The organism is Ferrimonas sp. YIN67 (genome assembly GCF_057219095.1).
The window spans coordinates 37,082-60,351 of sequence record NZ_JBXVVJ010000013.1; the positions used below are offsets into that span (position 1 = coordinate 37,082).

Below are 23,270 nucleotides of genomic sequence, written 5' to 3' on the forward strand. Positions count from 1 at the left end.
TGTGCAAGAAATAGCGGTTAATTACCTAGGCGCGAGGGGGCCATGGACTATGCTTACCGCCGATGGGGTTGAGTGTACTGTGATCCCCAGTGCCAAGGATGTGCGCTTCGAAGAGAGTTTCAGCGCTGTGCTGACTGGGAGGCGATGGTGACGGTCTATCAGATTTGGCAAGCGGCCTGGTGTGGGTCGCTCGCCGCAGTGTCTCACTGTTTGGCGAGCGTATTATTGACGATCGGGGTAGGCCATGACATTCCATGAAGGCTCCCTTCAACTTTCTGCCTTTTGGTTCCGGATCCTGGACTTTTTGACCATCGTCATGGGCCTTGCTCTGATCCAGCTCTCTCCCCTGGAGATCCCGGTCTCGATTCAGACATTGGCGCTATGGGCCTTGCTGGCGGCTTTGCTGATGTTGTACTGCTCAGAGGTTTTTTCCCTGTATCGCTCCTGGCGTCTGACCTCGTTTGCTGAGCTGGTGTTGACCACCCTACTGACCTGGGGTTTGGTTGTAGTGACCATGATCTTTGCCCTGTACTTCCTTAAGTTAGGAACGGATCTGAGTCGAACCAGCTTTGTGGTCTGGGTGTGTGGGGTTGCCTTGGTCTTGGTGGGGTGGCGATGGATCTACTTGCATCACCTCAAGTCACAGCGGGCGGCGGGGCGCCACATCAAAACGGCTCTGGTGATTGGTGCGACAAGCATGGGCCGTCGGCTGGCGGATGAGATCAATCGGCAACCCGGGCTGGGGATCCGTGTGCTGGGTTTTTGTGATGATCGGGAGGGAGAGCGGTTGGATGGGTCTCAATGCACTCCCTTGCTGGGGGATATCGATTCCGCCATTGAGAGGGCGTCGAAAGGGGGGGTCGATAAATTGTTTATTGCTTTGCCGATGAAGGCGGAGTCCCGTATTGCCGAGATCCTGGAAAAGTGCCGAAATACCGTCAGTGAGATCCATCTGGTACCAAATTTCTTTATTTATAATTTGTTTAACGCAGCTTGGCATAGTGTTGGGCGGCTCAAAACCCTGAGTGTCTATGAAAGTCCTATTCGCGGGCCTTGGGGCGCCCTGAAACGCGCCGAAGATCTGGCCATCTCGGTCGTGGCCTTAATCGTTTTTGCCGTGCCTATGTTGGTGATTGCACTGGCTGTCCGAATGGGGTCCCCAGGGCCCGTACTCTTTAAGCAAAATCGCTACGGCATCGATGGCAAGCGAATTGAGGTTTGGAAGTTCCGCACCATGACGACAGTCGAGAACGGAACTACTATTAAGCAGGCTCAAAGAAATGACAGTCGGATCACGCCCTTGGGCGCTTTTCTTCGTCGCACGTCGCTTGATGAGCTGCCGCAATTTATTAATGTTTTACAGGGTCAGATGTCGGTTGTTGGTCCCCGGCCACATGCTGTTGCTCACAATGAGCAGTACCGGGCACTGATTGACGGCTACATGCTAAGACACAAGGTCAAGCCTGGGATCACCGGCTGGGCCCAAGTCAATGGCTGGCGAGGCGAGACCGATACCTTGGATAAGATGGCTAAGCGGGTTGAATTTGATCTTCACTATATAACCCATTGGTCAGTGCTGTTGGATATCCAGATTGTGGCCATGACACTCACAAAGGGCTTTTCTCATGAGAATGCCTACTAAACCAGGAGGAGTCACAGGTGCGTCGATATTGTGGGGTACTCGGACTGGCACTGGCCAGCATGGGCGCAGTTGCTGAGTCGTTTGAGCCAGCGCGTATGGAGGTGATGGAGGGGCTCTATCTCCGTCCAACGGTCATGACGGAATTGGGCCATGATGACAACCTTCTGAATACCGGGGGAGAGTCATTGAGCTCAGGTTATTTTCTCATCGAGCCGGATCTTTGGTTGACGATGGGCCGCAGGATCAGCCATATCAAGGCTCGCTATAAGCTTGCTTCGGGCAGCTATTTTGACTCATCAGCCGACAACTACACAGATCATCGAATCGATCTCCTTGGTCATCACGAATTTACAGCCCGTCACCGTCTTGACCTGAATTATCGATTTCACAAGGCTCACGAGGCTCGAGGAACGGGTCTGGCGGAGTTTGAGTTGCTCAGCGAGCCGGTAAAGTACACTCGACATCGAGCCACAGTGGAATACGGCTTTGGCGCGGATAGCAGTACCATGCAGTTGGGCGCGTTACTGGGTTTTGAGGACAGAAGGTACAACAATTTTCGGGATGGGTTTACCGAGTTTCGGGATTATGAGGATTACTCCTTTGGTGCGGATCTTCGTTGGCGACTGGGCACGCGTACAGGCTTGGTCTTGGAGGCGCGCCATACCGATCGCAGTTACGATCTTGTCGAGTCAGGCAGGGCGGCGCGGGACAGTAAGACGCTAAGAGCTTTGGCTGGGCTCACTTGGGAGGCAACGGGTAAAACCCAGGGGCGAGCCAAGTTCGGCATCGAGGATAAGCACTTCGATGACTCAGGGCGTGAGGATTTCTCCGGCCTATCCTGGGATATAGGCGTGACCTGGCATCCTGTTACCCACTCTGAGTTGGAATTGTCGAGTGCTCGAGCGGCAACTGATCCCTTTACTGACGGTGATTATGTCGATCAGACTATTTATGAACTGGGTTGGACTCACGGCTGGTGGGAACGCTTACAGACTGTGCTTCGATACCGGTTCGAGAATGAGGATTATACCGGCGATTCCAGAGAGGATGATATCCACACTGCGCGTGCAGCCGTCTCTTATGCCTTTCGGCGCTGGCTTAAGTTCGAACCCTATCTTCAATACATTGACCACACTTCCTCTCGAACGGATCCTGCCATCAATTACGACAAAATCCAGTATGGCCTTGCAGTCACTCTGTCCTTGTAGGAGTCGGGTATGATCAGAATCTTGGCGCTCTTCTGTTGGCTCTTGGTGCCTGGGGGCCTGGCGGCATCCACAGCCTATCACCTTGGAGCTGGCGATCAGCTTAGGATCCAGGTGTTTGGGGAGGCGGATCTGAGCATCGATTCCATTCGTCTCGGTGAATCCGGGGAGATCACCTATCCCTACCTGGGTGTGTTGCGGGTCGCCGGATTGACGGTGGCCGAGGTGGAATCCTTAATCCACCAGGGACTGAAAGGAGACTATCTGGTTAACCCGAGTGTGTCGGTCAGTATCGTGGAGTATCGCCCCTTCTTTATCAACGGAGAGGTACGGCGACCGGGGGGATATCCTTTTCAGCCAGGTTTGACGGTGCGCCAAGCGATCGCGCTGGCGGGAGGATTAACTGAACGGGCGGCACGCAGTGGTTTGACTCTGGTGCGCACGGACAATCGTGGGGAGCGCACTCTCAAAGCCGATATGGCAACCCAGGTATTACCCGGCGACTCCATCTTTATTGAAGATTCCTTTTTCTGATTGAGCAACCATTCGGAGGCCTCAATGCTAGCTGACCGCGACCCCTCACGAGATCAGGCTCTGACTATGGAGTGGGTGGGGCTATCGAGCCGATGGGCCGTTCTGGTTCGATACCGAGGGTGGATTTTGATGTTCACCTTGCTGGTGACCACCCTTGGAGGCGTTGTGGTCTCTCGCCTGCCTCCCAGCTATCTGGCGGAGTCGACACTCTTGCTGGAAAACCGAGAGTCCAAGTTGCTCTCTATCGAAGAGCTCTATGGTGTCGATGCAACGGCTGATGAGTATTTCTTAACTCAGTATCAGATCATACAGTCTCGTAAGATCGCTAACGTTGTGATCGAACGCCTCGGTCTTCATATGGTGCCCGAGTTTACTGCTAGTCGCGGGTTTGGTCTGGGATTGCTGAAAAGTTGGGTTAGGCAGTATGTGCCTTGGCAGTCGACTCTCACTCCATTGACTGACCAGGAGCGGGAGTATCGGCTTAACCAGCGCGTGCTTTCTCGTTATTTCGAACGCTTGACGGTCGTCCCGGTGCGTAATACCCAGTTGGTCAAAATCCAGTTTACCTCTGCCGATCCTGAACTGGCGGCCGAAGTGGCTAACGCAATAGGTCGGGCCTATATCGAGTCCCATATGGAAGACAAGCTCTTGGCGACGCAGGAAGCGACGGGGTGGATGCGTGAAAGACTCGAGACGTTGAAGACCAATCTGCACAGTTCGGAACTGGCGTTACAGCAGTTTCGGGATGAGGCTGGCCTAGTGGATGTCGAAGGCCTGCTGACGCTTGAGGGGCAGCAGTTGGAGGGGATCACCGATCGACTGAATGATGCCAAGGCTCGCCGTAGTGCCGCCCAGACGATTGCCCGTAGTGTTTCCAGCGTTGCTGGGAGCGATGTGGATCAGCTGGCGGCTCTACCCGAGATCAATCGCCATCCTAGCATCCAACAGTTGCGGCGTGGCGAAGCTTCTGCCGAGCAAAAGGTCGCACAGTTGGCAAACCGCTATGGTCCCAAGCATAAATCGATGATCGCTGCTCGAGCGGAGCTAAGTGAAGTGCGCGGAGCCCTGCGTAGACAGATCCGTCAGCTGGTCGATGGGATCCAGAAAGAGTACCAAGCGGCAAGTCGAGAAGAGTCCAGTTTGCTGGCGGAACTGGCTGCGGCCAAACAGAATTATCAGGGCTTAAGCAAGAGTGAAACGGCTTACAGTGAATTGATGCGTGAGGTCGAAACCAATCGCCAGCTGTATGAGACCTTTTTGACTCGGATCAAGGAGACGGGCGTTGCCGGTGATTTTAACGAAGCCATTGCCCGCTTTACCGATCCAGCGTTGCCCCCATTGGTTGCCGCTTCACCCAAACGGGGTATGCTGGTGATCACTGTGGCTCTTTTAGCGCTTATGTGTGCTTCTTTTATGGCGTTGTTGATGGCCAGGTTGGCCGATGTGATCAATAGGGCCGATGAGGTTGAGTTCGAACTTAAGGCCCGTATGTTGGGGATCGTTCCCGAAATAAAACAGTCGTCAACCGATCTGGCGGTTAAAGGGTACTTTAATACCAAGCACCCGGAGTTTGGTGAGGCCTGGCGTAGTATTCGAACGGCTCTAAGCCTCCAGGACAGTCGTCAGGGTAGTCTCCAGGTGCCGTCGATATTAGCTGTCAGTTCAGCCAGCCCCGAGGAGGGCAAAACCACCTCGGCAATCAGTCTGGCGCTATCCTTGAAGCAAGTAAAAAAAGTTCTCTTGGTTGATTGTGATCTTCGGCGGCCTTCGGTGGGAAAGGCGTTTAAGATCCCCGAATATGAGCCAGGATTGACGAATGCCATCAGCGGTACCCACACCTTGGCGCAGTGTATCTATCAGGATACCAGCACAGGGTTGGATATTCTGGCTGCGGGCACCGCGTTATCAAATCCGCTGGAGACCCTGTCTAGTGAGGCTTTCCGAGGGCTGCTTGACCAGGTGCGGAGCCAATACGATGCCGTGGTACTCGATACTCCTCCTATTAACTCAGTGTCCGATGGGCTATTGATAGGCCAGATGGCGGGAGCCATCATTTTTGTGGTCAGGGCGAATCATACTCGGGTTCGCTTGGCGACAAGGGCACTGGACCAGATCTTGGGCAACAAAATCCTGTTGTCTGGCGTCGTGTTGAATCGTGCAGCCAAAGAAGCGATGCAGGCCCAGTATGGTAAGCATTACGACAGCTATTATGGCCACGGCTACCAGAGGAAAAATAGGGGTACCGAAAGTCGGGAAAGTGCGGCATAATTCGCGCCCCAAACAGGCATTCGAGATGGTGCGTCCACAGAATGGGGCCCGGCAGTGAATTTTACTGAAATTGGCCTTGCACTTGTGCAATTGTTGCGTATAATTCGTCCGGCTTACGCAATTGGCGTAAGCCGCCATCCCCGTTAAGGGGGTGAAAAATAGGTGGCACAATTGGTGCCACAAACAGCGGTCCCGATCTGGGATCGAATGTAGGTGAATCGTCTCTTCCCCCTTATTATGAACAGGGTGGTGAAGGGATTGGTTTATGTGTTTCTTAGAGTTGGAGCTCTGGTCAATGCAGAACCAAAGAATCCGTATCCGTCTGAAGGCGTTCGATCATCGCCTGATCGATCAGTCTACCGCGGAAATCGTTGAGACTGCTAAGCGTACAGGTGCTCAAGTTCGCGGTCCTATCCCGCTGCCCACCCGTAAAGAACGCTACACCGTACTGGTCTCTCCTCACGTGAACAAAGATGCACGTGATCAATATGAGATCCGTACCCACAAGCGTTTGGTGGACATTGTTGAGCCTACCGACAAGACTGTCGACGCGCTGATGCGTCTGGATCTGGCTGCAGGCGTAGACGTGCAGATCAGTCTGGGTTAATTCCAGATTCGGAATAGAGGTTTATAAGAATGGCTATCGGTCTTGTAGGTCGCAAAGTTGGCATGACCCGCATCTTCACTGAAGACGGCGTGTCCATCCCTGTGACTGTAATCGAAGTAGAACCGAACCGTGTAACTCAGGTTAAAGCACTGGAGAGCGAAGGCTACCGTGCTATTCAGGTTACCGTAGGCAGCAAAAAAGCTTCCCACGTGAACAAGCCTGAAGCTGGCCACTTTGCCAAAGCTGGTGTAGAAGCCGGTCGTGGTCTGTGGGAGCACCGCCTGGGTGAAGGTGAAGGTGAAGGCATCGAGCTGGGTGCTGAGCTGAAAGTCGACATCTTTGCTGATGTTGCAAAAGTAGACGTTACCGGTCAATCCAAAGGTAAGGGTTTCCAGGGCGCTGTTAAGCGTTGGAACTTCCGCACCCAAGATATGACTCACGGTAACTCCTTGAGCCACCGTGCTCCGGGTTCCATTGGTCAAAACCAATCCCCGGGCAAGGTATTCAAGGGCAAGAAAATGGCTGGCCACATGGGCGCTGAGCAGGTAACTACTCAGAACCTGGACGTGGTACGTGTTGACGCTGAACGTAACTTGCTGCTGATCAAGGGTGCTGTCCCTGGTGCAAACGGCGGTGACGTGATCGTTAAGCCTGCCGTTAAAGCGTAACGTCTGAGGAGATAGTAATGGAATTGGTAATGAAAGACGCCCAGAGCGCTCTTGAAGTTTCCGAAACTACCTTCGGGCGTGAGTTTAACGAAGCTCTGGTACACCAAGTAGTAGTGGCTTTCGCAGCCAATGCTCGTCAAGGTACCCGTGCTCAGCTCAGCCGCTCTGAAGTTACTGGCACCGGCAAAAAGCCGTGGCGCCAGAAAGGTACTGGCCGTGCGCGCGCCGGTACTGTAAAGAGCCCAATCTGGCGTTCTGGTGGCGTAACTTTCGCTGCTAAGCCGCAAGATCACGGCCAAAAAGTTAACAAGAAGATGTACCGGGCCGCTCTGCGCAGCATTCTGTCCGAGCTGGTTCGTCAAGATCGTCTGATTGTTGTTGAGAACTTCTCTGTTGAAGCGCCGAAAACCAAAGAATTGGTTGCCAAGCTGAAAGAGATGGATCTGGCTGACGTACTGATCGTTACCGGTGAAGTTGATGAGAACCTGTTCTTGGCTTCTCGCAACCTGTACAAGGTTGACGTTCGCGACGTGGACGGTATCGATCCGGTTAGCCTGATCGCCTTCGACAAAGTCCTGATGACCGCTGACGCAGTTAAGCAGATTGAGGAGAAGCTGGCATGATCCGTGAAGAACGTTTGCTGAAAGTGCTGCTGGCTCCGCACATCTCTGAAAAGAGCACCATGGCTGCTGAACTGAACAACACTGTTGTGTTCAAAGTGGCCATCGACGCGACCAAAGCGGAAGTTAAAGCCGCTGTTGAGAAGCTGTTCGAAGTGCAGGTAACTGGCGTACGCACCAGCGTGATGAAAGGCAAGGTTAAGCGTCACGGCGCTCGTTTCGGTCGCCGCAGCGACTGGAAGAAAGCCTACGTCACCCTGGCCGAAGGCGCTGACATCGACTTTGTCGGCGGCGCTGAGTAAGCAGTAGGAGTTTAGATAATGGCTATTGTTAAGTGTAAGCCTACCTCTGCCGGTCGTCGTCACGTTACCAAAATCGTGAACGCCGAGCTGCACAAAGGTAAGCCTCACGCCGCCCTGCTGGACAAGAAGTCCAAGTCTGGTGGTCGTAACAACGCTGGTCGTATCACCACTCGCCACATTGGCGGTGGTCACAAACAGCACTACCGTATTGTTGACTTCAAGCGCAACAAAGACGGTGTGCCGGCCAAAGTTGAGCGTCTGGAATACGATCCGAACCGCAGCGCGAACATCGCTCTGGTTCTGTACGCAGACGGTGAGCGTCGCTACATCCTGGCCCCGAAAGGCCTGCATGCTGGTGATGCGATCATGTCCGGTGTAGAAGCCGAGATCAAAGTAGGCAACACCCTGCCAATGCGCAATGTGCCGGTTGGTTCTACCGTTCATAACGTAGAACTGAAGCCGGGCAAGGGTGGTCAGTTGGCTCGCTCCGCTGGCGCTTACGTCCAAATCGTTGCTCGCGATGGTGCTTACGTGACCCTGCGTCTGCGCTCCGGTGAGATGCGTAAAGTTCTGGCTGATTGCCGCGCCACCTTGGGTGAAGTGGGCAACGCCGAGCACATGCTGCGTCAGCTTGGTAAAGCTGGTGCCAACCGCTGGCGCGGTGTTCGTCCGACCGTTCGTGGTGTTGCCATGAACCCGGTAGATCACCCGCACGGTGGTGGTGAAGGTCGTACTTCTGGTGGTCGTCACCCGGTATCCCCGTGGGGCGTTCCGACCAAAGGTAAGAAGACCCGCAGTAACAAGCGTACCGATAAGTACATCGTACGTCGTCGTACCAAGTAATTTAGAGGATTCACCATGCCACGTTCTCTCAAGAAAGGTCCATTTATCGACCTGCACTTGCTGAAGAAGGTAGAGAAAGCGGTGGAAAACGGAGACAAAAAGCCTGTTAAGACTTGGTCCCGTCGTTCGATGATCATTCCTGATATGATTGGTCTCACCATCGCTGTCCATAATGGTCGCCAGCACGTTCCGGTATTTGTTACCGAGGACATGATTGGTCACAAACTGGGCGAATTCGCGCCGACTCGCACTTACCGCGGCCACGCTGCGGATAAGAAAGCGAAGAAACGCTAAGGGGTAGAAGATGGAAGTTTTAGCTAAACACCGTTTTGCCCGCACTTCTCCTCAGAAGGCTCGCCTGGTAGCGGATCAGATCCGCGGTTTGCCGGTAGATCGTGCTCTGGACATTCTGACTTTCAGCAGCAAAAAAGCTGGTGCTCTGGTTAAGAAAGTTCTGGAGTCTGCCATTGCAAACGCGGAACACAATGAAGGTCTGGACATCGACAACCTGAAGGTTGCCAAGATCTTCGTTGACGAAGGTCCGACCATGAAGCGCATCATGCCGCGTGCCAAAGGCCGTGCTGACCGCATCCTGAAGCGCTCTAGCCACATCACTGTGGTTGTGGCCGATAAGTAAGGGGAGCTGCAATGGGACAGAAAGTACATCCTAATGGTATCCGCCTTGGTATTACCAAGCCTTGGTCTTCGACCTGGTACGCGGAGAAAAAAGACTACGCTGACAACCTGTTCAGCGATCATGAAGTGCGTCAATTCCTGAAAAAGGAACTGGCCAATGCTTCTGTATCCCGGATCACCATCGAACGTCCGGCCAAGAGCATCCGTGTGACCATTCACACTGCTCGTCCTGGCGTTGTAATTGGTAAGAAGGGCGAAGATGTTGAAAAGCTGCGCAAGAAAGTAGCTAAGCTGACCGGTGTACCGGCTCAGATCAACATCTCCGAAGTACGCAAGCCGGAACTGGATGCTCAACTGGTCGGTGATTCCATCGCTTCCCAGCTGGAGCGCCGCGTTATGTTCCGTCGCGCTATGAAGCGCGCGGTACAGAACGCTATGCGTCTGGGTGCCAAGGGCATCAAAATCGAAGTTTCTGGTCGTCTGGGTGGCGCTGAGATCGCACGTACCGAATGGTACCGTGAAGGTCGCGTGCCACTGCACACTTTGCGCGCTGACATCGATTACGCTACTTCTGAAGCTCACACCACTTATGGTGTTATCGGTATTAAAGTTTGGATCTTCAAAGGTGAAGTTCTGGGCGGCATGCCGGTAGTAGAAGAGCAGCCGAAGCAGCAGCCGAAGCGCAAAGGTCGTGGTAAGTAAGGGGAACCGAGATGCTGCAACCTAAACGTATGAAGTTCCGTAAGATGCACAAAGGCCGTAACCGTGGTGTAGCCACCACTGGTGACAAGGTATCCTTTGGCTCTTTCGGTCTGAAAGCGACCACTCGTGGTCGTATGACTGCGCGTCAAATCGAAGCTGCACGTCGTGCCATGACTCGTCACATTAAGCGTCAAGGTAAGATCTGGATCCGTGTATTCCCGGATAAGCCGATCACCGCCAAGCCGCTTGAGGTTCGTCAGGGTAAAGGTAAGGGTAACGTTGAGTACTGGGTAGCACAGATCCAACCGGGTCGTGTCCTGTATGAAATGGAAGGTGTGTCTGAAGAGCTGGCTCGTGAAGCTTTCTCTCTGGCTGCCGCCAAGCTGCCTGTACAGACCACCTTTGTAACTCGTAAGGTGATGTGATGAAAGCACAAGATTTGCGTGAAAAAAGCGTTGAAGAACTGAATGCCGAGCTGCTGAACCTGCTGCGCGAACAGTTCAACCTGCGTATGCAGAACGCAACCGGTCAGCTGAAAGCGACTCACGAAATGAAGAAGGTACGCCGCAACATCGCGCGCGTTAAGACCGTTCTGACTGAGAAGGCAGGTGCGTAATGTCTGATAAAATCCGTACTCTTCAGGGTCGTGTTATCAGCGACAAGATGGACAAGTCCATCACCGTAGCCATCGAGCGCAAAGTTAAGCACCCGATCTACGGCAAGTTCATGAAGCGCACTACTAAGCTGCACGTTCATGACGAAACCAACCAGTGTGGTATCGGCGATCTCGTGGAAATCCGCGAATGCCGTCCACTGTCCAAGACTAAGTCCTGGACTCTGGTGAGCGTAGTAGAAAAAGCCTAATTTCAGGCATTTTCGACTACGATTAAGAGTAACCGGCTCGGGCTTGCCCGGGCCGGTTATTTTTTATCTTCCCTTTTGGAAAAAGGGTGGGTTATAATTGCGCGCCTTTTTGAGGCAGCCAACTAGCCCGTAAGGGCATATGAAGTAATAAAGCGGAGCACTGAAATGATCCAAATGCAATCTGTGCTGGACGTTGCCGATAACTCCGGCGCACGTAGCGTGCAGTGTATTAAGGTCTTGGGTGGCTCCCACCGTCGTTATGCCGGCATCGGCGACATCATCAAGGTTTCCGTAAAGGAATCCATTCCTCGCGGTAAAGCGAAGAAAGGTGATGTGTTTAACGCGGTGGTAGTGCGCACCAAGAAGGGCGTACGTCGTCCCGACGGTTCTGTCATTCGCTTTGACCGTAACGCTGCTGTCTTGCTGAATGCAAGCAACCAGCCGATCGGCACTCGTATCTTTGGCCCGGTGACCCGTGAACTGCGTAATGAGCAGTTCATGAAGATTGTGTCCCTGGCGCCTGAAGTACTGTAAGGAGCGAACCATGGCAGCAAAAATCCGTCGTAATGACGAGGTAATCGTACTGGCAGGTAAAGACAAGGGTAAACGCGGTAAAGTTTCCCAAGTCCTGACCACTGGTAAGGTTATCGTCGAAGGCGTCAACCTGGTGAAGAAGCACCAGAAGCCGAACCCCCAACTGGGTGTTCAAGGTGGCATCGTTGAGAAAGAAGCCCCAATCCACGCTTCCAATGTGGCACTGTTCAACCCTGCTACTGGCAAGGCTGATCGTGTGGGTTTCCGTATTGAAGACGGCAAAAAAGTCCGTTTCTTCAAGTCCAACGACGAAATTGTTAAGTAATTGGAGTTTACGATGGCGAAACTGCATGATTACTACAAAGAAGCTGTAGTAAAAGAACTGATGAAGCAGTTCGGCTACACCAGCATCATGCAAGTCCCTCGGATTGAAAAGATCACCCTGAACATGGGTGTCGGTGAAGCCGTAGCGGACAAAAAGGTGCTGGAACATGCCGTAGCTGATATGGCAGCTGTTTCCGGTCAGAAGCCCCTGATCACTAAAGCTCGCAAATCTGTTGCTGGCTTTAAGATCCGTGAAGGTTACCCGATTGGTTGTAAAGTAACCCTGCGCGGCGAGCGTATGTGGGAGTTCTTCGAGCGTCTGGTATCCATTGCGGTACCGCGGATCCGTGACTTCCGTGGCCTGAACCCGAAAGCGTTCGATGGCCGTGGTAACTACTCCATGGGCGTTCGTGAGCAAATCATCTTCCCGGAAATCGATTACGACAAGATCGATAAGATTCGCGGTATGGATATTACCATTACCACTACTGCGAACACCGATGAAGAAGGTCGTGCTCTGCTGGCTGCCTTCAACTTCCCGTTCCGCAAGTAAGGTGTAGGGTTATGGCTAAACAATCCATGAAGGCTCGCGATGTAAAGCGCGCCAAGCTGGTTGCTCAGTACGCTGAAAAGCGTGCCGCGCTGAAAGCGATCATCAAGGACGTCAACGCCTCTGAAGAAGAGCGTTGGGCTGCGGTCCTGAAACTGCAACAACTTCCGCGTGATTCCAGTGCTTCTCGCCAGCGTAACCGCTGTGCAATCACTGGTCGCCCACACGGTTACTTGCGCAAGTTCGGCCTGAGCCGTATCAAGCTGCGTGAAGCGACTATGCGTGGTGAAGTTCCTGGCCTCAAAAAGGCCTCTTGGTAAGCATTCGGGAGTAAGCGAATATGAGCATGCAAGATCCGATCGCGGATATGCTGACGCGCATCCGCAACGGCCAGGCTGCCAACAAAGTTGCAGTGACCATGCCGTCCTCTAAGCTGAAAGCGGCCATCGCTAACGTTCTGAAAGCAGAAGGTTACATTGCCGATTTCGCCGTCTCCGGTGACGTTAAACCGACTCTGGAAGTAACTCTGAAGTACTTCCAAGGTAAGCCGGTGGTTGAATCCATCGAGCGTGCCAGCCGCCCAGGCCTGCGCATCTACAAAAAGAAAGATGAGCTGCCAAAAGTAATGGGTGGTCTGGGTATTGCTATCGTATCCACCTCTAAAGGTGTGATGACTGACCGCGCAGCCCGATCTCAGGGCATGGGCGGTGAGATCATCTGCTACGTAGCGTAAGGAGTAGAACTATGTCTCGTGTAGCTAAGGCTCCTGTCGCTATCCCTGCCGGTGTAGAGGTAACTCTGAACGGCCAGGAGATCACCGTTAAAGGTGGTAAGGGTACTCTTACTCGTCAGATCAACGACGCTGTTGTTGTTGCCAAAGAAGAGAGCAATGTGACCTTTGGTCCCCGCGAAGGCGTTGCCAACGCTTGGGCCCAGGCAGGTACCGCTCGCGCTCTGGTAAACAACATGGTTGTTGGCGTAACCGAAGGCTTCACCAAGAAGCTGCAGCTGAACGGTGTAGGTTACCGTGCGGCTATCAAAGGTAACGCTGTCAATCTGACTCTGGGCTTCTCTCACCCGGTAGAATACGTTCTGCCTGAAGGTGTGAAGGCCGAGTGCCCGAGCCAAACTGAAATCGTCCTCACTGGCGCAGACAAGCAGTCTGTTGGTCAGGCGGCCGCGAACATCCGCGCTTACCGTAAGCCTGAGCCATACAAAGGCAAAGGTGTACGTTACGCTGATGAGAACGTGCGTCGTAAAGAGGCCAAGAAGAAGTAAGGTAATACGATGGACAAGAATGCAGCTCGTCTGCGTCGCGCTCTGCGCGCACGCAAGAAAATTCAGGAAATGGGCGCGACTCGTCTGGTCGTGTTCCGTACTCCGCGCCACATCTACGCCCAGGTTATCACTGCCGACGCTAACGTAGTGGCTGCTGCCTCTACCGTTGAGAAGGCAATTGCTGAGCAGTTGAAAGGCACCGGTAACATCGACGCTGCGAAGGCTGTCGGTAAAGCGGTTGCTGAGCGCGCTCTGGAAAAAGGCATTAAGTCTTTGGCCTTCGATCGCAGTGGCTTTAAGTATCACGGTCGCGTAGCCGCTTTGGCTGACGCTGCTCGTGAAGCTGGCCTCCAGTTCTAAGTTGGGAGTGGATCATGGCGAATCATGAGAATCAAACCGGTGACCTGCAAGAAAAGCTGATTGCAGTAAACCGCGTTTCTAAAGTTGTTAAAGGTGGTCGCATCTTTAGCTTCACCGCACTGACTGTAGTTGGTGACGGTAACGGCCGCATTGGTTTTGGTTACGGCAAAGCACGCGAAGTGCCTGCTGCTATCCAGAAGGCAATGGAAAAGGCTCGTCGCAACATGCAAACCGTTACCCTGAACAACGGCACTCTGCATCACCCTGTTAAGGGCCGTCATTCCGGCTCCAAGGTGTACATGCAGCCTGCCTCTGAAGGTACCGGTATTATTGCTGGTGGTGCGATGCGCGCCGTTCTGGAAGTTGCTGGCGTACACAACGTACTGTGTAAGGCCTACGGTTCCACCAACCCGATCAACGTAGTTCGTTCTACCGTAGACGCTCTGACTTCTGTGAAGTCTCCTGAGCAAATCGCTGCAAAGCGTGGTCTGCGTGCTGACGAGATCCGGGGGTAATCTGACATGGCTAAAACTATCAAGGTTACTCAAACCAAGAGCGCTATCGGTCGTCTGCCGAAGCACCGCGCTACTCTGGTAGGTCTGGGTCTGCGTAAGATCGGTCACACTGTTGAACTGGAAGATACTCCTTCCGTTCGCGGTATGGTCAACAAGGTTTACTACATGGTTAAGGTGGAGGACTAAGATATGCGTTTGAATACTTTGTCTCCGGCCGCTGGCTCCAAGAAAGCCGCTAAGCGTGTAGGTCGTGGTATCGGTTCTGGCCTGGGTAAAACCGGCGGCCGTGGCCACAAAGGCCAAAAGTCCCGCTCCGGCGGCGGCATCCGTCCTGGTTTCGAAGGCGGTCAGATGCCTCTGAAACAGCGTCTGCCTAAGTTTGGTTTCACTTCTCGTAAGGCTTTGGTTTCTACCGAAATCCGTCTGCATGAAGTGGCTAAAGTTGAAGGTGACGTGGTTAGCCTGGCAACCCTGAAAGATGCTGGCCTCATTTCTGCAAACATTCAGTTTGCGAAAGTGGTCCTTTCGGGTAAAATCGAGCGCCCAGTAACCATCTCTGGTCTGAAAGTGACCAAGGGTGCTCGTGAAGCCATCGAGGCCGCGGGCGGCAAAATCGAAGAGTAACGGGAAAGTACGCAATGGCTAAGCCAGGACTTGAATTGAAAAGTGCGAAAGGGGGCCTTTCCGAGTTGAAAGCGCGCCTGTTGTTTGTTCTCGGGGCCATTGTGGTGTTCCGAGCGGGTTCTTTCGTACCAATTCCTGGTATTGACGCCGCTGTGCTTGCCGAACTGTTCAAGCAGCAGCAGGGTACCATCGTAGAGATGTTTAACATGTTCTCCGGTGGTGCCTTGGAACGGGCTTCCGTTTTCGCTTTGGGCATCATGCCGTACATCTCTGCATCGATTATCATGCAGTTGTTGACGGTTGTGCACCCAACTTTGGCGGAATGGAAGAAAGAGGGTGAAACTGGTCGTCGCAAGATTAACCAGTGGACCCGCTACGGTACCTTGGGCTTGGCTTTCTTCCAATCCATTGGGATCGCGACTGGCTTGCCCAGCATGATCCCCGGTTTGGTGGTCAACCCTGGCTTCGGCTTCTACTTTGTAGCGGTTGTGAGCTTGGTAACCGGTACCATGTTCCTGATGTGGCTGGGTGAGCAGATCACCGAGCGCGGTATTGGCAACGGCATCTCTATCCTGATTTTTGCAGGTATTGTTGCTGGTTTGCCATCCGCCATCGGTCAAACGGCTGAGCAGGCGCGTCAAGGTGAACTGCACTTGCTCTTGTTGCTCGGTCTGGTGGTTATTGTCGGTCTGATCACTGCCTTTGTGGTATTTATGGAGCGCGGCCAGCGCCGCATTGTGGTAAACTACGCCAAACGCCAACAAGGTCGTAAGGTGTTTGCTGCACAAAGCACCCATTTGCCTCTGAAGGTTAACATGGCCGGCGTTATCCCGCCGATCTTCGCGTCCAGCATTATCCTGTTTCCAGGAACTCTGGCTCAATGGTTCGATCAGAGCCAAGGTGGCATCTTGTCAGATATCTCTCTGGCACTGTCTCCGGGTCAACCGCTGTATGTGATGATTTATGCTGTAGCGATTGTTTTCTTCTGTTTCTTCTATACTGCGTTGGTGTTTAACCCGCGTGAAACAGCGGACAATCTTAAGAAGAGTGGCGCGTTCATCCCCGGGATTCGTCCGGGCGAGCAAACTGCCCGCTACATTGATAAAGTGATGACCCGCCTGACATTGGCTGGCGCGGTATACATCACCTTTATCTGTCTGGTTCCTGAGTTTATGATGCTCACTACCAATGTGCCGTTCTACTTCGGTGGGACTTCACTCTTGATTATGGTAGTGGTTATCATGGACTTTATGGCCCAGGTGCAGACTCATCTGATGTCTTCTCAGTATGATTCTGTTCTGAAAAAGGCCAACCTTAAGGGCTACGGCCGTTAAGGGCGCCATTCACGGAGTATCAAAATGAAAGTTCGTGCATCAGTTAAGGCCATGTGCCGCAACTGTAAGGTGATCAAACGTAATGGTGTTGTTCGTGTTATCTGCTCTGAGCCGAAGCACAAACAGCGTCAAGGTTAATCAGAATTTCTGATAAACCAACTAAGTGCGCAGGGCTGGCCCTAGGGTCAGCCCCTGCGTTATTGCAATCTGGTTTGCTGTTGAGTATCCTACCGGGCTTTTCCCAGTAAACCACCGGAATTGAGGAGTGCTATAGTGGCCCGTATCGCTGGCATTAACATTCCCGAGCATAAACATGCGGTAGTTGCTCTCACCGCCATTTTCGGCATTGGCCAGACTCGCGCAAAAGCTATTTGTGTGAACGCTGGTATTGCTGAAGATGTTAAGTTTAAGGACCTTGACGAGTCCACTATCGACAAAGTGCGTGAGGCTGTTGCCGCATTCACCGTCGAAGGTGATCTGCGTCGTGAGGTTTCCATGAATATCAAGCGTCTGATGGATCTGGGTTGCTTCCGTGGCTTGCGCCACCGTCGTAACTTGCCAGTTCGTGGTCAGCGTACCAAGACTAACGCGCGTACCCGTAAAGGTCCGCGTAAGCCGATTAAGAAGTAAGGGGAATTAACCAATGGCTAAAGCTCCTTCTCGTACTCGTAAAAAGGTACGCAAGCAGGTCGCAGACGGTATTGCACACGTTCATGCTTCCTTCAACAACACTATCGTGACTATCACTGACCGTCAGGGCAACGCTCTGGCATGGGCCACCGCTGGTGGTTCCGGTTTCCGTGGTTCTCGTAAGTCTACTCCGTTCGCTGCTCAGGTAGCTGCCGAGCGTTGCGCCGAAGTCGCAAAAGAGTACGGCCTGAAGAACCTGGAAGTCGAAGTGAAAGGTCCGGGTCCGGGTCGTGAATCTTCCATTCGTGCGTTGAATGCTGCGGGTTTCCGCATCACCAACATCACTGATGTGACTCCGATCCCGCACAACGGTTGTCGCCCGCCGAAAAAGCGTCGCGTATAACCCTAGGTTAGTTGGAGAAAGAACATGGCAAGATATTTGGGTCCAAAGCTCAAACTGAGCCGTCGCGAAGGTACAGATCTGTTCCTGAAAAGCGGCGTTCGAGCGATCGATTCTAAATGTAAAATTGATACCGTACCTGGTCAACACGGCGCCCGTCGCGCTCGTCTGTCCGATTACGGTGTTCAGTTGCGCGAAAAGCAAAAAGTCCGTCGTATTTACGGCGTTCTGGAAAAACAATTCCGGAACTACTACAAGGACGCGGCTCGTATCAAAGGCAACACTGGTGAAAACCTGCTGCAGTTGCTCGAGAGCCGTCTGGACAACGTGGTTTACCGTATGGGCTTTGGTGCCACTCGCGCTGAAGCACGTCAGCTGGTGAGCCACAAGGCCATCAAGGTTAACGGTCGTGTTGTTAACATCCCGTCCTTCCGTGTATCTCCGGACGACGTTATCGCCGTTCGCGAGAAGTCTCAGAAGCAAGCCCGCATCAAAGGTGCGTTGGAAGTTGCTGAGCAGCGCGAGAAGCCGACTTGGGTTGAAGTAGACGCAGCGAAAATGGAAGGTACTTTCAAACGCCTGCCAGAACGTAGCGATCTGTCTGCTGACATCAACGAACAGCTGATCGTAGAGCTTTACTCTAAGTAAAGCTAACCGTTAAGAGAGGACAAAATGCAGGGTTCTGTTACCGAATTTCTAAAGCCACGACTTGTCGATATTGATCAGATTAGCGCTAACCGGGCTAAGGTGACTCTAGAGCCGCTTGAGCGTGGTTTTGGCCACACTTTGGGCAATGCTCTTCGTCGCATCCTGCTCTCTTCCATGCCGGGCTGTGCGGTTACCGAAGTTGAAATCGACGGTGTATTGCACGAGTACAGCAGCAAAGAAGGCGTCCAAGAGGACGTACTTGAGATCCTGTTGAACCTGAAAGGTTTGGCGGTCAAGCTGGAAGGCAAAGAAGAGGCGACTCTGACTCTGAGTAAGTCCGGTGCGGGCCCTGTCACTGCAGCAGACATCACCCATGATGGTGATGTGGAGATCGTTAACCCCGATCACCTGATCTGTACTCTGACCGGTGCCGATGCCGAGATTAACATGCGCATTAAAATCGAGTTGGGCCGCGGTTATATTCCCGCATCCGCTCGTGCGCAGGTTGAAGATGACGAGCGTCCGATCGGCCGTTTGCTGGTTGATGCGTCGTTCAGCCCAGTGGTTCGCATTGCTTACAATGTTGAAGCCGCTCGAGTTGAACAGCGTACCGACCTGGATAAGCTGATCATCGACATGCACACCGACGGCACTTTGGATCCTGAAGAAGCCATTCGTCGCTCCGCCACTATCCTGGCAGAGCAGCTGGATGCCTTCGTTGATCTGCGTGACGTTAGTGAGCCGGAAGAGAAAGAAGAGAAGCCGGAATTCGATCCGATTCTGCTGCGTCCTGTCGACGATCTGGAACTTACTGTTCGTTCGGCTAACTGTCTGAAAGCAGAAGCAATTCACTATATTGGTGATTTGGTTCAGCGTACCGAAGTTGAGCTTCTGAAGACCCCTAACTTGGGTAAGAAGTCTCTGACTGAGATTAAAGACGTTCTGGCTTCGCGTGGTCTTTCTCTTGGCATGCGCCTTGAGAACTGGCCGCCGGCCTCCCTAGTCGACAACATGTAACCGGATCTGTTTGAGATTTAGGTTAGAAGGATAAGGTCATGCGCCATCGTAAGAGTGGTCGTCAACTGAACCGTAACAGCAGCCACCGTCAGGCTATGTTCCGCAACATGGCTGGCTCCCTGGTTCGCCACGAAGTTATCAAGACGACCCTGCCTAAGGCCAAAGAACTGCGCCGTGTAGTAGAGCCGTTGATCACACTGGCTAAAACTGACAGCGTAGCGAACCGCCGCCTGGCATTCGCCCGTACTCGCGACAAAGAAGTTGTGGGTAAACTGTTTAATGAACTGGGTCCACGTTACCAGGAGCGTCCGGGTGGTTACACTCGCATCCTGAAGTGTGGTTTCCGTGCTGGTGACAATGCGCCGATGGCTTTCATCGAGCTTGTTGGTCGTCCGGCTGGCGAAGAAGTTGCTGAAGCTGCGGCTGAGTAATTTTGACGCTTGAGAAAAAGGCTCCCTTCGGGGGGCCTTTTTTGTATCTTGTGCTCAGCCCTCAGCCCTCAGCCCTCAGCCCTCAGCCCTCAGCCCTCAGCCCTCAGCCCTCAGCCCTCAGCCCTCAGCCCTCAGCCCTCAGCCCTCAGCCCTCAGACATCAGCATCAGTTAGCTTTTCTAGCCATTGGGACAGAAACTCCACCAGGGTCCTCATTGCCACTTCGTCCCCGTGGTTGTTGTCTTGTTTGGCGTATCAGCTTGCCTAAACCGACATGGGGTGATGCTGGCACAGTTGTAGATTTAACCATCTTCGATTAAGGGGGGCGGGATACCGATTCCCTTCGGCAGGCTGGTGGAATGGCGTGGTTGCAGAGTTTGAACGGTGGAAGCTTGTTAAAAGGTCCCGTTGGCCGATTGTTTAGGCATCGCGAAGCGATGGAGTCTTTGGTTTTATGGTTTGCCGGAATCTATTGGGTCGCGCGGCTTTAGAGCATGGGCATTAGCTTTCCGATGCTTGGGATATCTCTGTAACGACAGGAGCAATCGCGTTAGATCTGCGGTATCGGTGCAATGTCCCAACAGCAGATGCGAAGGTGATCGCTCTGCAAGGTATTCAGGGAAAGTTTGTTCTATCGGACGCTAAGAAAAAAGCCTCCCGGTTGGGAGGCTTTTCGTCTTTTCCATTTTTTAGTAGCCGGTGCTGCTTTGAGTTTCGCTGTAATCCATCTGCTCATGGGATTTCCCCATGGCTTCGGCGATCTCGGGTGGCATGTAGTTTTCGTCGTGCTTGGCTAAGACTTCGCTGGCTTCGAGCACGGTTGGTTCGACCAGGGTGCCCTGAGCAACGATACCTTGTCCCTCACGGAACAGATCGGGCAACATGCCGTCGTACAGAACTGTGATGGCTGGGCCATTGTCGGCGATATTGAAGGCGATCTTCAGGCTGGAGGCATCACGCTCAACCGAGCCTTCAACCACCATGCCACCGACGCGGATCCGTTGACCCACTTCTGGCATCAGGCCAGTTCCTTCACGGCCCTCTACGACTTCAGTCGGAGTAAAGAACAGATCTAGGTTGGAGTTCAGTGCGAACAGCAGCAGGCTGGCGATGGCAGCGACCCCACCGATCAAGGCGGATGCGAACAGCAGGCGCTTTTTGCGACGTGGGTTCATTGAGTTTGGCTCCTATGTTGACGCAGACGGGCTTCACGAGCTTGCTTTTTGGCGATCTCTGCCAGAACAGATTTACGCTTGCGAGCCGAGTTGAAAATTAGGGCTGAAAAGGCGATGGCAGCGCTGCCGTAGGACAGCCAGACGTAGAAAGCATAGCCGCCCATATCGATAAACTCACTGAGTGAGGCGAATTGGAAAGTCAGATTCATACTGAGGTCTCCTTAGTGATCATGGCACGGACCCAGGGACGCATGCTGTTACGAGCCAGTACCTCTGCACGGAATCGGAGGATGCTGAGAGCGCCAATCAACATGGCAAAGCCGAAGATGTTGCACAGCAGGGGGATCAACATCTCCGGTGGCATGCTGTTGCTTTTGCCTACGGTAATAGCATTGGGCTGGTGCAGGGTATTCCACCAGTCGACGGAGTACTTAATGATGGGTAAGTTGATCACACCGACGATGGCCAGGATCCCAGCAGCTTTTGCCGCCATGACCTTATCTTCGAAAGAGGCGTAAAGGGCAATCACACCAAGGTAGAGGAATAGCAAAACCAGTTCAGACGTCAGTCTTGCATCCCAAACCCACCATGCTCCCCACATGGGTTTACCCCAGGCAGCACCTGTGATCAGGGCAAGGGCGGTCAGCACTGCTCCAATCGGTGCAATGGCGGCGGCAGCGATGTCAGCCAGTTTGATTTGCCATACCAGCCCGATAAAGGCACAGATGGCCATGGCCATGTAGGCGGACATGGACATGGATGCTGCCGGTACATGCAAGAAGATGATCCGGTAGGAATGACCCTGTTGGTAATCGACAGGGGCAAAGCCTAGGCCCCAGACGGTGCCAATGGTGATCAGGATTGCAGCCAGGGCGGCAAACCAGGGAAACAGGCTGCCAGCCAGGTTATAGGCTCGCTCAGGTTGTGCGTAGGGATGTAACCACTTCCACATATCAGTTCGTACTCACTCGTAGGGATGCACTAATGGCGACTGGTGCGACGACCAGGGCGCCAATCAAGATTGCTGCCAGAATAGCAAGGTGACCGCCAAATTCCAGGCCCATTGAAGCGGCGTCAATGGCACCGGTTGCAAAGATCAGGACTGGAATGTACAGCGGCAGGATCAAAAGACTCAAGAGGACCCCACCTTTAGGCAAACCAACTGTCAGGGCAACACCAATGGCACCGATCAACGACAGGATGGGGGTGCCAATCAGCAGGGTAGACATCAATGCCCCATAGGCATTTTCATCCAGGTGGAGCATGACAGCCAACAGGGGGGCGATCAGGATCAGGGGAACACCGGTAACCAACCAGTGGGCCAATACCTTGGCAAGGGCCATCAGCGCCAAAGGTTGGGGGCTGAGCATCATCTGCTCTAGAGAACCGTCGTTATAGTCAGACTTAAACAGTCTTTCCAGTGACAACATGGCAGAGAGCAGCGCGGCAACCCAGATGATCCCAGGGGCGATCCGGGTCAGTGTGCCAGGCTCAGGACCGATCCCCAAAGGGAAAAGGGTGACAACCATGACGAAGAACATCAAGGGGTTGAAGATATCACCGCGATGACGGAAGGCGATTTGAAGGTCGCGCTTTAGTACGGTATTGAATGCCTGAGAGTAACTGATTTTGCGCACGTTCAGGCTTCCCCGTGAAAGTGGTATTGGAGCTTGAGCTTTTTGAGCCGATCACCGACCAGTTGGAGATCTTGGTGGGTGGTCAGGATCACGCAACCGCCTCGATCGGCGTGGTCAAGGAAGAGTTGTTCCAGCTCTGCGACGCCTTTTTTATCGATGGCTGTCAGGGGTTCATCGACAATCCAGATTTTGGCATCCGTATGCCACAGGCGCGCTAAGGCGATGCGTCGATGCTGACCCGCAGACAGATGGCCTGCTGGATGATCCTCAAAGCCAGCCAAGTTGACCTTTGCCAGGATCTGGTGGATTGGTGCATCACAGAAGCCGGTTACTTTAAGATTGAATGTCAGATTTTCTTCGGCTGACAGTTCAGACTTGACGCCGGGTAGATGGCCAAGATAGAGAAGAGCCTGATGATATTCGTCACGAACATCTTCAATAGGCTGTCCGGCATGCAGTACCCGTCCGCCGTAGGGGCGCGAGAGACCTGCCAGGATCCGAAGCAAACTAGTTTTGCCTGCACCGTTGGGGCCTTCGATCTGAAGGATGTCGCCTGGGTGGACATCAAAACTGAGTTCATCGAACAAGATCCGCTCTTCACGAATGCAGGTCAGTGCTTGTGCCTGCAGCAGCGGGTTCGGTCTGTGTTCTGTCACCGGGTCCTCTTGACTCATATGGTGGTAATAGATAGGGAGATAGTATCACAGCGTCGGGGAAGGTCGTTGAGACCTGGCCGTAATTCCATCAAGAGATCCTCGGCTGCGAGTAAAAAGATCTCAGGATGTGAGCAAACTAACAGTGAGTACAGCGTGTGTTTCTATGCCACTTCAGACCGCCAATGCCAGATAGGGTTCCGATGAAGAACAGCAAGTGTGAGCCAGGCCACTTGGAGGTGTCAATATGTGACGACTGTGGTACAGTGC

The 23,270-nt window shown here is 53.2% G+C and carries 37 protein-coding genes; 32 read left to right on the forward strand and 5 right to left on the reverse strand.

The genetic code is table 11. The features are described 5' to 3' along the window. Nucleotides 1-244 precede the first annotated feature (244 nt). From AC2D8U_RS19935 to rplQ, 32 genes are all read left to right on the forward strand, one after another. Nucleotides 245-1,642 carry an undecaprenyl-phosphate glucose phosphotransferase gene (locus tag AC2D8U_RS19935; protein ID WP_484620838.1) on the forward strand — a complete coding sequence of 466 codons (1,398 nt, stop codon included), beginning with the start codon at nt 245-247 and terminating at the stop codon, nt 1,640-1,642. Nucleotides 1,643-1,659: 17 nt separating this feature from the next. Continuing rightward, a complete protein-coding gene (locus tag AC2D8U_RS19940) occupies nt 1,660-2,850 on the forward strand; it encodes an outer membrane beta-barrel protein (protein WP_484620839.1) in 1,191 nt (396 codons plus the stop codon). 9 nt (nt 2,851-2,859) lie between these two features. After that, complete coding sequence (locus AC2D8U_RS19945) at nt 2,860-3,381, forward strand: polysaccharide biosynthesis/export family protein (protein ID WP_484620840.1); 522 nt, start codon at nt 2,860-2,862, stop codon at nt 3,379-3,381. 66 nt (nt 3,382-3,447) lie between these two features. After that, nucleotides 3,448-5,649, forward strand: a complete 2,202-nt coding sequence (locus AC2D8U_RS19950; protein WP_484620871.1) for a GumC family protein — start codon at nt 3,448-3,450, stop codon at nt 5,647-5,649. A 295-nt stretch (nt 5,650-5,944) separates the two neighbouring features. Next, nucleotides 5,945-6,256, forward strand: a complete 312-nt coding sequence (gene rpsJ / locus AC2D8U_RS19955) for a 30S ribosomal protein S10 (protein WP_014290685.1) — start codon at nt 5,945-5,947, stop codon at nt 6,254-6,256. Between the two features lie 29 nt (nt 6,257-6,285). Then, complete coding sequence (gene rplC / locus AC2D8U_RS19960; RefSeq protein ID WP_484620841.1) at nt 6,286-6,924, forward strand: 50S ribosomal protein L3; 639 nt, start codon at nt 6,286-6,288, stop codon at nt 6,922-6,924. A gap of 17 nt (nt 6,925-6,941) precedes the next feature. Further along, entirely contained in the window at nt 6,942-7,547 is a 606-nt protein-coding gene (gene rplD, locus AC2D8U_RS19965; RefSeq protein ID WP_484620842.1) for a 50S ribosomal protein L4, read from the forward strand. After that, a complete protein-coding gene (gene rplW / locus AC2D8U_RS19970; protein WP_484620843.1) occupies nt 7,544-7,846 on the forward strand; it encodes a 50S ribosomal protein L23 in 303 nt (100 codons plus the stop codon). The genes rplD and rplW overlap by 4 nt, the downstream gene beginning before the upstream one ends. 18 nt (nt 7,847-7,864) lie before the next feature. Then, nucleotides 7,865-8,689: a 50S ribosomal protein L2 gene (gene rplB, locus AC2D8U_RS19975; protein ID WP_484620844.1), complete on the forward strand. Its 825-nt coding sequence runs from the start codon at nt 7,865-7,867 to the stop codon at nt 8,687-8,689. A gap of 15 nt (nt 8,690-8,704) precedes the next feature. Next, nucleotides 8,705-8,983 carry a 30S ribosomal protein S19 gene (gene rpsS, locus AC2D8U_RS19980; protein ID WP_298445050.1) on the forward strand — a complete coding sequence of 93 codons (279 nt, stop codon included), beginning with the start codon at nt 8,705-8,707 and terminating at the stop codon, nt 8,981-8,983. 10 nt (nt 8,984-8,993) lie between these two features. Next, nucleotides 8,994-9,326, forward strand: a complete 333-nt coding sequence (gene rplV, locus AC2D8U_RS19985) for a 50S ribosomal protein L22 (RefSeq protein ID WP_345335755.1) — start codon at nt 8,994-8,996, stop codon at nt 9,324-9,326. Between the two features lie 11 nt (nt 9,327-9,337). After that, a complete protein-coding gene (gene rpsC, locus AC2D8U_RS19990) occupies nt 9,338-10,027 on the forward strand; it encodes a 30S ribosomal protein S3 (protein ID WP_484620845.1) in 690 nt (229 codons plus the stop codon). A gap of 11 nt (nt 10,028-10,038) precedes the next feature. Beyond that, nucleotides 10,039-10,452: a 50S ribosomal protein L16 gene (gene rplP, locus AC2D8U_RS19995; RefSeq protein ID WP_484620846.1), complete on the forward strand. Its 414-nt coding sequence runs from the start codon at nt 10,039-10,041 to the stop codon at nt 10,450-10,452. Beyond that, on the forward strand, nt 10,452-10,643 hold the full coding sequence (rpmC, locus tag AC2D8U_RS20000; protein ID WP_067665778.1) for a 50S ribosomal protein L29: 192 nt from the start codon (nt 10,452-10,454) through the stop codon (nt 10,641-10,643). Before rplP ends, rpmC begins: the two co-directional genes overlap by 1 nt. Continuing rightward, nucleotides 10,643-10,891 (forward strand): 30S ribosomal protein S17, encoded by a 249-nt coding sequence (gene rpsQ, locus AC2D8U_RS20005; RefSeq protein WP_222545565.1) that lies wholly within the window; start codon nt 10,643-10,645, stop codon nt 10,889-10,891. Before rpmC ends, rpsQ begins: the two co-directional genes overlap by 1 nt. A 165-nt stretch (nt 10,892-11,056) precedes the next feature. Further along, nucleotides 11,057-11,425: a 50S ribosomal protein L14 gene (gene rplN / locus AC2D8U_RS20010; RefSeq protein WP_484620847.1), complete on the forward strand. Its 369-nt coding sequence runs from the start codon at nt 11,057-11,059 to the stop codon at nt 11,423-11,425. Nucleotides 11,426-11,435: 10 nt separating this feature from the next. Further along, nucleotides 11,436-11,750, forward strand: coding sequence for a 50S ribosomal protein L24 (gene rplX / locus AC2D8U_RS20015; protein WP_067665769.1), 315 nt, complete (start codon nt 11,436-11,438; stop codon nt 11,748-11,750). Nucleotides 11,751-11,762: 12 nt separating this feature from the next. Continuing rightward, nucleotides 11,763-12,302 carry a 50S ribosomal protein L5 gene (rplE, locus tag AC2D8U_RS20020; RefSeq protein WP_484620848.1) on the forward strand — a complete coding sequence of 180 codons (540 nt, stop codon included), beginning with the start codon at nt 11,763-11,765 and terminating at the stop codon, nt 12,300-12,302. Between the two features lie 11 nt (nt 12,303-12,313). Continuing rightward, nucleotides 12,314-12,619, forward strand: a complete 306-nt coding sequence (gene rpsN / locus AC2D8U_RS20025) for a 30S ribosomal protein S14 (protein ID WP_484620849.1) — start codon at nt 12,314-12,316, stop codon at nt 12,617-12,619. 20 nt (nt 12,620-12,639) lie between these two features. After that, on the forward strand, nt 12,640-13,032 hold the full coding sequence (gene rpsH / locus AC2D8U_RS20030) for a 30S ribosomal protein S8 (RefSeq protein WP_484620850.1): 393 nt from the start codon (nt 12,640-12,642) through the stop codon (nt 13,030-13,032). 11 nt (nt 13,033-13,043) lie between these two features. Continuing rightward, on the forward strand, nt 13,044-13,577 hold the full coding sequence (gene rplF / locus AC2D8U_RS20035) for a 50S ribosomal protein L6 (RefSeq protein ID WP_484620851.1): 534 nt from the start codon (nt 13,044-13,046) through the stop codon (nt 13,575-13,577). Between the two features lie 9 nt (nt 13,578-13,586). Further along, the gene (gene rplR, locus AC2D8U_RS20040) at nt 13,587-13,937 is read left to right on the forward strand and encodes a 50S ribosomal protein L18 (protein WP_484620852.1); all 351 of its coding nucleotides are present in this window, start codon (nt 13,587-13,589) and stop codon (nt 13,935-13,937) included. Between the two features lie 14 nt (nt 13,938-13,951). Beyond that, the gene (rpsE, locus tag AC2D8U_RS20045) at nt 13,952-14,452 is read left to right on the forward strand and encodes a 30S ribosomal protein S5 (protein WP_484620853.1); all 501 of its coding nucleotides are present in this window, start codon (nt 13,952-13,954) and stop codon (nt 14,450-14,452) included. 6 nt (nt 14,453-14,458) lie between these two features. Continuing rightward, complete coding sequence (gene rpmD / locus AC2D8U_RS20050) at nt 14,459-14,638, forward strand: 50S ribosomal protein L30 (RefSeq protein WP_028115040.1); 180 nt, start codon at nt 14,459-14,461, stop codon at nt 14,636-14,638. A 3-nt stretch (nt 14,639-14,641) separates the two neighbouring features. Further along, nucleotides 14,642-15,076, forward strand: a complete 435-nt coding sequence (gene rplO, locus AC2D8U_RS20055; RefSeq protein ID WP_484620854.1) for a 50S ribosomal protein L15 — start codon at nt 14,642-14,644, stop codon at nt 15,074-15,076. Between the two features lie 14 nt (nt 15,077-15,090). Next, nucleotides 15,091-16,410, forward strand: a complete 1,320-nt coding sequence (gene secY / locus AC2D8U_RS20060) for a preprotein translocase subunit SecY (RefSeq protein ID WP_484620855.1) — start codon at nt 15,091-15,093, stop codon at nt 16,408-16,410. Nucleotides 16,411-16,434: 24 nt separating this feature from the next. After that, complete coding sequence (gene rpmJ, locus AC2D8U_RS20065; protein WP_073326189.1) at nt 16,435-16,548, forward strand: 50S ribosomal protein L36; 114 nt, start codon at nt 16,435-16,437, stop codon at nt 16,546-16,548. A gap of 135 nt (nt 16,549-16,683) precedes the next feature. Further along, on the forward strand, nt 16,684-17,040 hold the full coding sequence (gene rpsM, locus AC2D8U_RS20070) for a 30S ribosomal protein S13 (RefSeq protein WP_484620856.1): 357 nt from the start codon (nt 16,684-16,686) through the stop codon (nt 17,038-17,040). A 13-nt stretch (nt 17,041-17,053) separates the two neighbouring features. Next, a complete protein-coding gene (gene rpsK / locus AC2D8U_RS20075) occupies nt 17,054-17,443 on the forward strand; it encodes a 30S ribosomal protein S11 (RefSeq protein ID WP_067665737.1) in 390 nt (129 codons plus the stop codon). A gap of 24 nt (nt 17,444-17,467) precedes the next feature. Beyond that, the gene (gene rpsD, locus AC2D8U_RS20080) at nt 17,468-18,088 is read left to right on the forward strand and encodes a 30S ribosomal protein S4 (protein ID WP_484620857.1); all 621 of its coding nucleotides are present in this window, start codon (nt 17,468-17,470) and stop codon (nt 18,086-18,088) included. A 24-nt stretch (nt 18,089-18,112) separates the two neighbouring features. Continuing rightward, nucleotides 18,113-19,105 (forward strand): DNA-directed RNA polymerase subunit alpha, encoded by a 993-nt coding sequence (locus AC2D8U_RS20085; RefSeq protein ID WP_484620858.1) that lies wholly within the window; start codon nt 18,113-18,115, stop codon nt 19,103-19,105. Between the two features lie 38 nt (nt 19,106-19,143). Continuing rightward, a complete protein-coding gene (gene rplQ / locus AC2D8U_RS20090) occupies nt 19,144-19,536 on the forward strand; it encodes a 50S ribosomal protein L17 (RefSeq protein ID WP_484620859.1) in 393 nt (130 codons plus the stop codon). Nucleotides 19,537-20,224: 688 nt separating this feature from the next. Here rplQ and ccmE read toward each other — a convergent pair. The 5 genes from ccmE to ccmA are packed head-to-tail and all read right to left on the reverse strand — an operon-like array spanning nt 20,225 to nt 23,003. Beyond that, a complete protein-coding gene (ccmE, locus tag AC2D8U_RS20095; RefSeq protein WP_484620860.1) occupies nt 20,225-20,710 on the reverse strand; it encodes a cytochrome c maturation protein CcmE in 486 nt (161 codons plus the stop codon). Continuing rightward, a complete protein-coding gene (gene ccmD, locus AC2D8U_RS20100) occupies nt 20,707-20,919 on the reverse strand; it encodes a heme exporter protein CcmD (RefSeq protein WP_484620861.1) in 213 nt (70 codons plus the stop codon). Before ccmD ends, ccmE begins: the two co-directional genes overlap by 4 nt. After that, nucleotides 20,916-21,662 carry a heme ABC transporter permease gene (locus tag AC2D8U_RS20105; protein ID WP_484620862.1) on the reverse strand — a complete coding sequence of 249 codons (747 nt, stop codon included), beginning with the start codon at nt 21,660-21,662 and terminating at the stop codon, nt 20,916-20,918. The genes ccmD and AC2D8U_RS20105 overlap by 4 nt, the downstream gene beginning before the upstream one ends. 1 nt (nt 21,663) lies before the next feature. Then, nucleotides 21,664-22,347 (reverse strand): heme exporter protein CcmB, encoded by a 684-nt coding sequence (gene ccmB / locus AC2D8U_RS20110; RefSeq protein WP_484620863.1) that lies wholly within the window; start codon nt 22,345-22,347, stop codon nt 21,664-21,666. A gap of 2 nt (nt 22,348-22,349) precedes the next feature. After that, complete coding sequence (ccmA, locus tag AC2D8U_RS20115) at nt 22,350-23,003, reverse strand: cytochrome c biogenesis heme-transporting ATPase CcmA (RefSeq protein ID WP_484620864.1); 654 nt, start codon at nt 23,001-23,003, stop codon at nt 22,350-22,352. Between the last annotated feature and the right edge of the window lie 267 nt (nt 23,004-23,270).

Excerpts from the sequence above, each read along its gene's own strand:
- AC2D8U_RS19935 (WP_484620838.1), top strand. The coding sequence starts at position 245 with ATGACATTCCATGAAGGCTCCCTTCAACTTTCTGCCTTTTGGTTCCGG.
- AC2D8U_RS19945 (WP_484620840.1), top strand. The coding sequence starts at position 2,860 with ATGATCAGAATCTTGGCGCTCTTCTGTTGGCTCTTGGTGCCTGGGGGC.
- AC2D8U_RS19950 (WP_484620871.1), top strand. The coding sequence starts at position 3,448 with ATGGAGTGGGTGGGGCTATCGAGCCGATGGGCCGTTCTGGTTCGATAC.
- rpsJ (WP_014290685.1), top strand. The coding sequence starts at position 5,945 with ATGCAGAACCAAAGAATCCGTATCCGTCTGAAGGCGTTCGATCATCGC.
- rplC (WP_484620841.1), top strand. The coding sequence starts at position 6,286 with ATGGCTATCGGTCTTGTAGGTCGCAAAGTTGGCATGACCCGCATCTTC.
- rplD (WP_484620842.1), top strand. The coding sequence starts at position 6,942 with ATGGAATTGGTAATGAAAGACGCCCAGAGCGCTCTTGAAGTTTCCGAA.
- rplW (WP_484620843.1), top strand. The coding sequence starts at position 7,544 with ATGATCCGTGAAGAACGTTTGCTGAAAGTGCTGCTGGCTCCGCACATC.
- rplB (WP_484620844.1), top strand. The coding sequence starts at position 7,865 with ATGGCTATTGTTAAGTGTAAGCCTACCTCTGCCGGTCGTCGTCACGTT.
- rpsS (WP_298445050.1), top strand. The coding sequence starts at position 8,705 with ATGCCACGTTCTCTCAAGAAAGGTCCATTTATCGACCTGCACTTGCTG.
- rplV (WP_345335755.1), top strand. The coding sequence starts at position 8,994 with ATGGAAGTTTTAGCTAAACACCGTTTTGCCCGCACTTCTCCTCAGAAG.
- rpsC (WP_484620845.1), top strand. The coding sequence starts at position 9,338 with ATGGGACAGAAAGTACATCCTAATGGTATCCGCCTTGGTATTACCAAG.
- rplP (WP_484620846.1), top strand. The coding sequence starts at position 10,039 with ATGCTGCAACCTAAACGTATGAAGTTCCGTAAGATGCACAAAGGCCGT.
- rpmC (WP_067665778.1), top strand. The coding sequence starts at position 10,452 with ATGAAAGCACAAGATTTGCGTGAAAAAAGCGTTGAAGAACTGAATGCC.
- rpsQ (WP_222545565.1), top strand. The coding sequence starts at position 10,643 with ATGTCTGATAAAATCCGTACTCTTCAGGGTCGTGTTATCAGCGACAAG.
- rplN (WP_484620847.1), top strand. The coding sequence starts at position 11,057 with ATGATCCAAATGCAATCTGTGCTGGACGTTGCCGATAACTCCGGCGCA.
- rplX (WP_067665769.1), top strand. The coding sequence starts at position 11,436 with ATGGCAGCAAAAATCCGTCGTAATGACGAGGTAATCGTACTGGCAGGT.
- rplE (WP_484620848.1), top strand. The coding sequence starts at position 11,763 with ATGGCGAAACTGCATGATTACTACAAAGAAGCTGTAGTAAAAGAACTG.
- rpsN (WP_484620849.1), top strand. The coding sequence starts at position 12,314 with ATGGCTAAACAATCCATGAAGGCTCGCGATGTAAAGCGCGCCAAGCTG.
- rpsH (WP_484620850.1), top strand. The coding sequence starts at position 12,640 with ATGAGCATGCAAGATCCGATCGCGGATATGCTGACGCGCATCCGCAAC.
- rplF (WP_484620851.1), top strand. The coding sequence starts at position 13,044 with ATGTCTCGTGTAGCTAAGGCTCCTGTCGCTATCCCTGCCGGTGTAGAG.
- rplR (WP_484620852.1), top strand. The coding sequence starts at position 13,587 with ATGGACAAGAATGCAGCTCGTCTGCGTCGCGCTCTGCGCGCACGCAAG.
- rpsE (WP_484620853.1), top strand. The coding sequence starts at position 13,952 with ATGGCGAATCATGAGAATCAAACCGGTGACCTGCAAGAAAAGCTGATT.
- rpmD (WP_028115040.1), top strand. The coding sequence starts at position 14,459 with ATGGCTAAAACTATCAAGGTTACTCAAACCAAGAGCGCTATCGGTCGT.
- rplO (WP_484620854.1), top strand. The coding sequence starts at position 14,642 with ATGCGTTTGAATACTTTGTCTCCGGCCGCTGGCTCCAAGAAAGCCGCT.
- secY (WP_484620855.1), top strand. The coding sequence starts at position 15,091 with ATGGCTAAGCCAGGACTTGAATTGAAAAGTGCGAAAGGGGGCCTTTCC.
- rpmJ (WP_073326189.1), top strand. The coding sequence starts at position 16,435 with ATGAAAGTTCGTGCATCAGTTAAGGCCATGTGCCGCAACTGTAAGGTG.
- rpsK (WP_067665737.1), top strand. The coding sequence starts at position 17,054 with ATGGCTAAAGCTCCTTCTCGTACTCGTAAAAAGGTACGCAAGCAGGTC.
- rpsD (WP_484620857.1), top strand. The coding sequence starts at position 17,468 with ATGGCAAGATATTTGGGTCCAAAGCTCAAACTGAGCCGTCGCGAAGGT.
- AC2D8U_RS20085 (WP_484620858.1), top strand. The coding sequence starts at position 18,113 with ATGCAGGGTTCTGTTACCGAATTTCTAAAGCCACGACTTGTCGATATT.
- rplQ (WP_484620859.1), top strand. The coding sequence starts at position 19,144 with ATGCGCCATCGTAAGAGTGGTCGTCAACTGAACCGTAACAGCAGCCAC.
- ccmE (WP_484620860.1), bottom strand. The coding sequence starts at position 20,710 with ATGAACCCACGTCGCAAAAAGCGCCTGCTGTTCGCATCCGCCTTGATC.
- ccmD (WP_484620861.1), bottom strand. The coding sequence starts at position 20,919 with ATGAATCTGACTTTCCAATTCGCCTCACTCAGTGAGTTTATCGATATG.
- AC2D8U_RS20105 (WP_484620862.1), bottom strand. The coding sequence starts at position 21,662 with ATGTGGAAGTGGTTACATCCCTACGCACAACCTGAGCGAGCCTATAAC.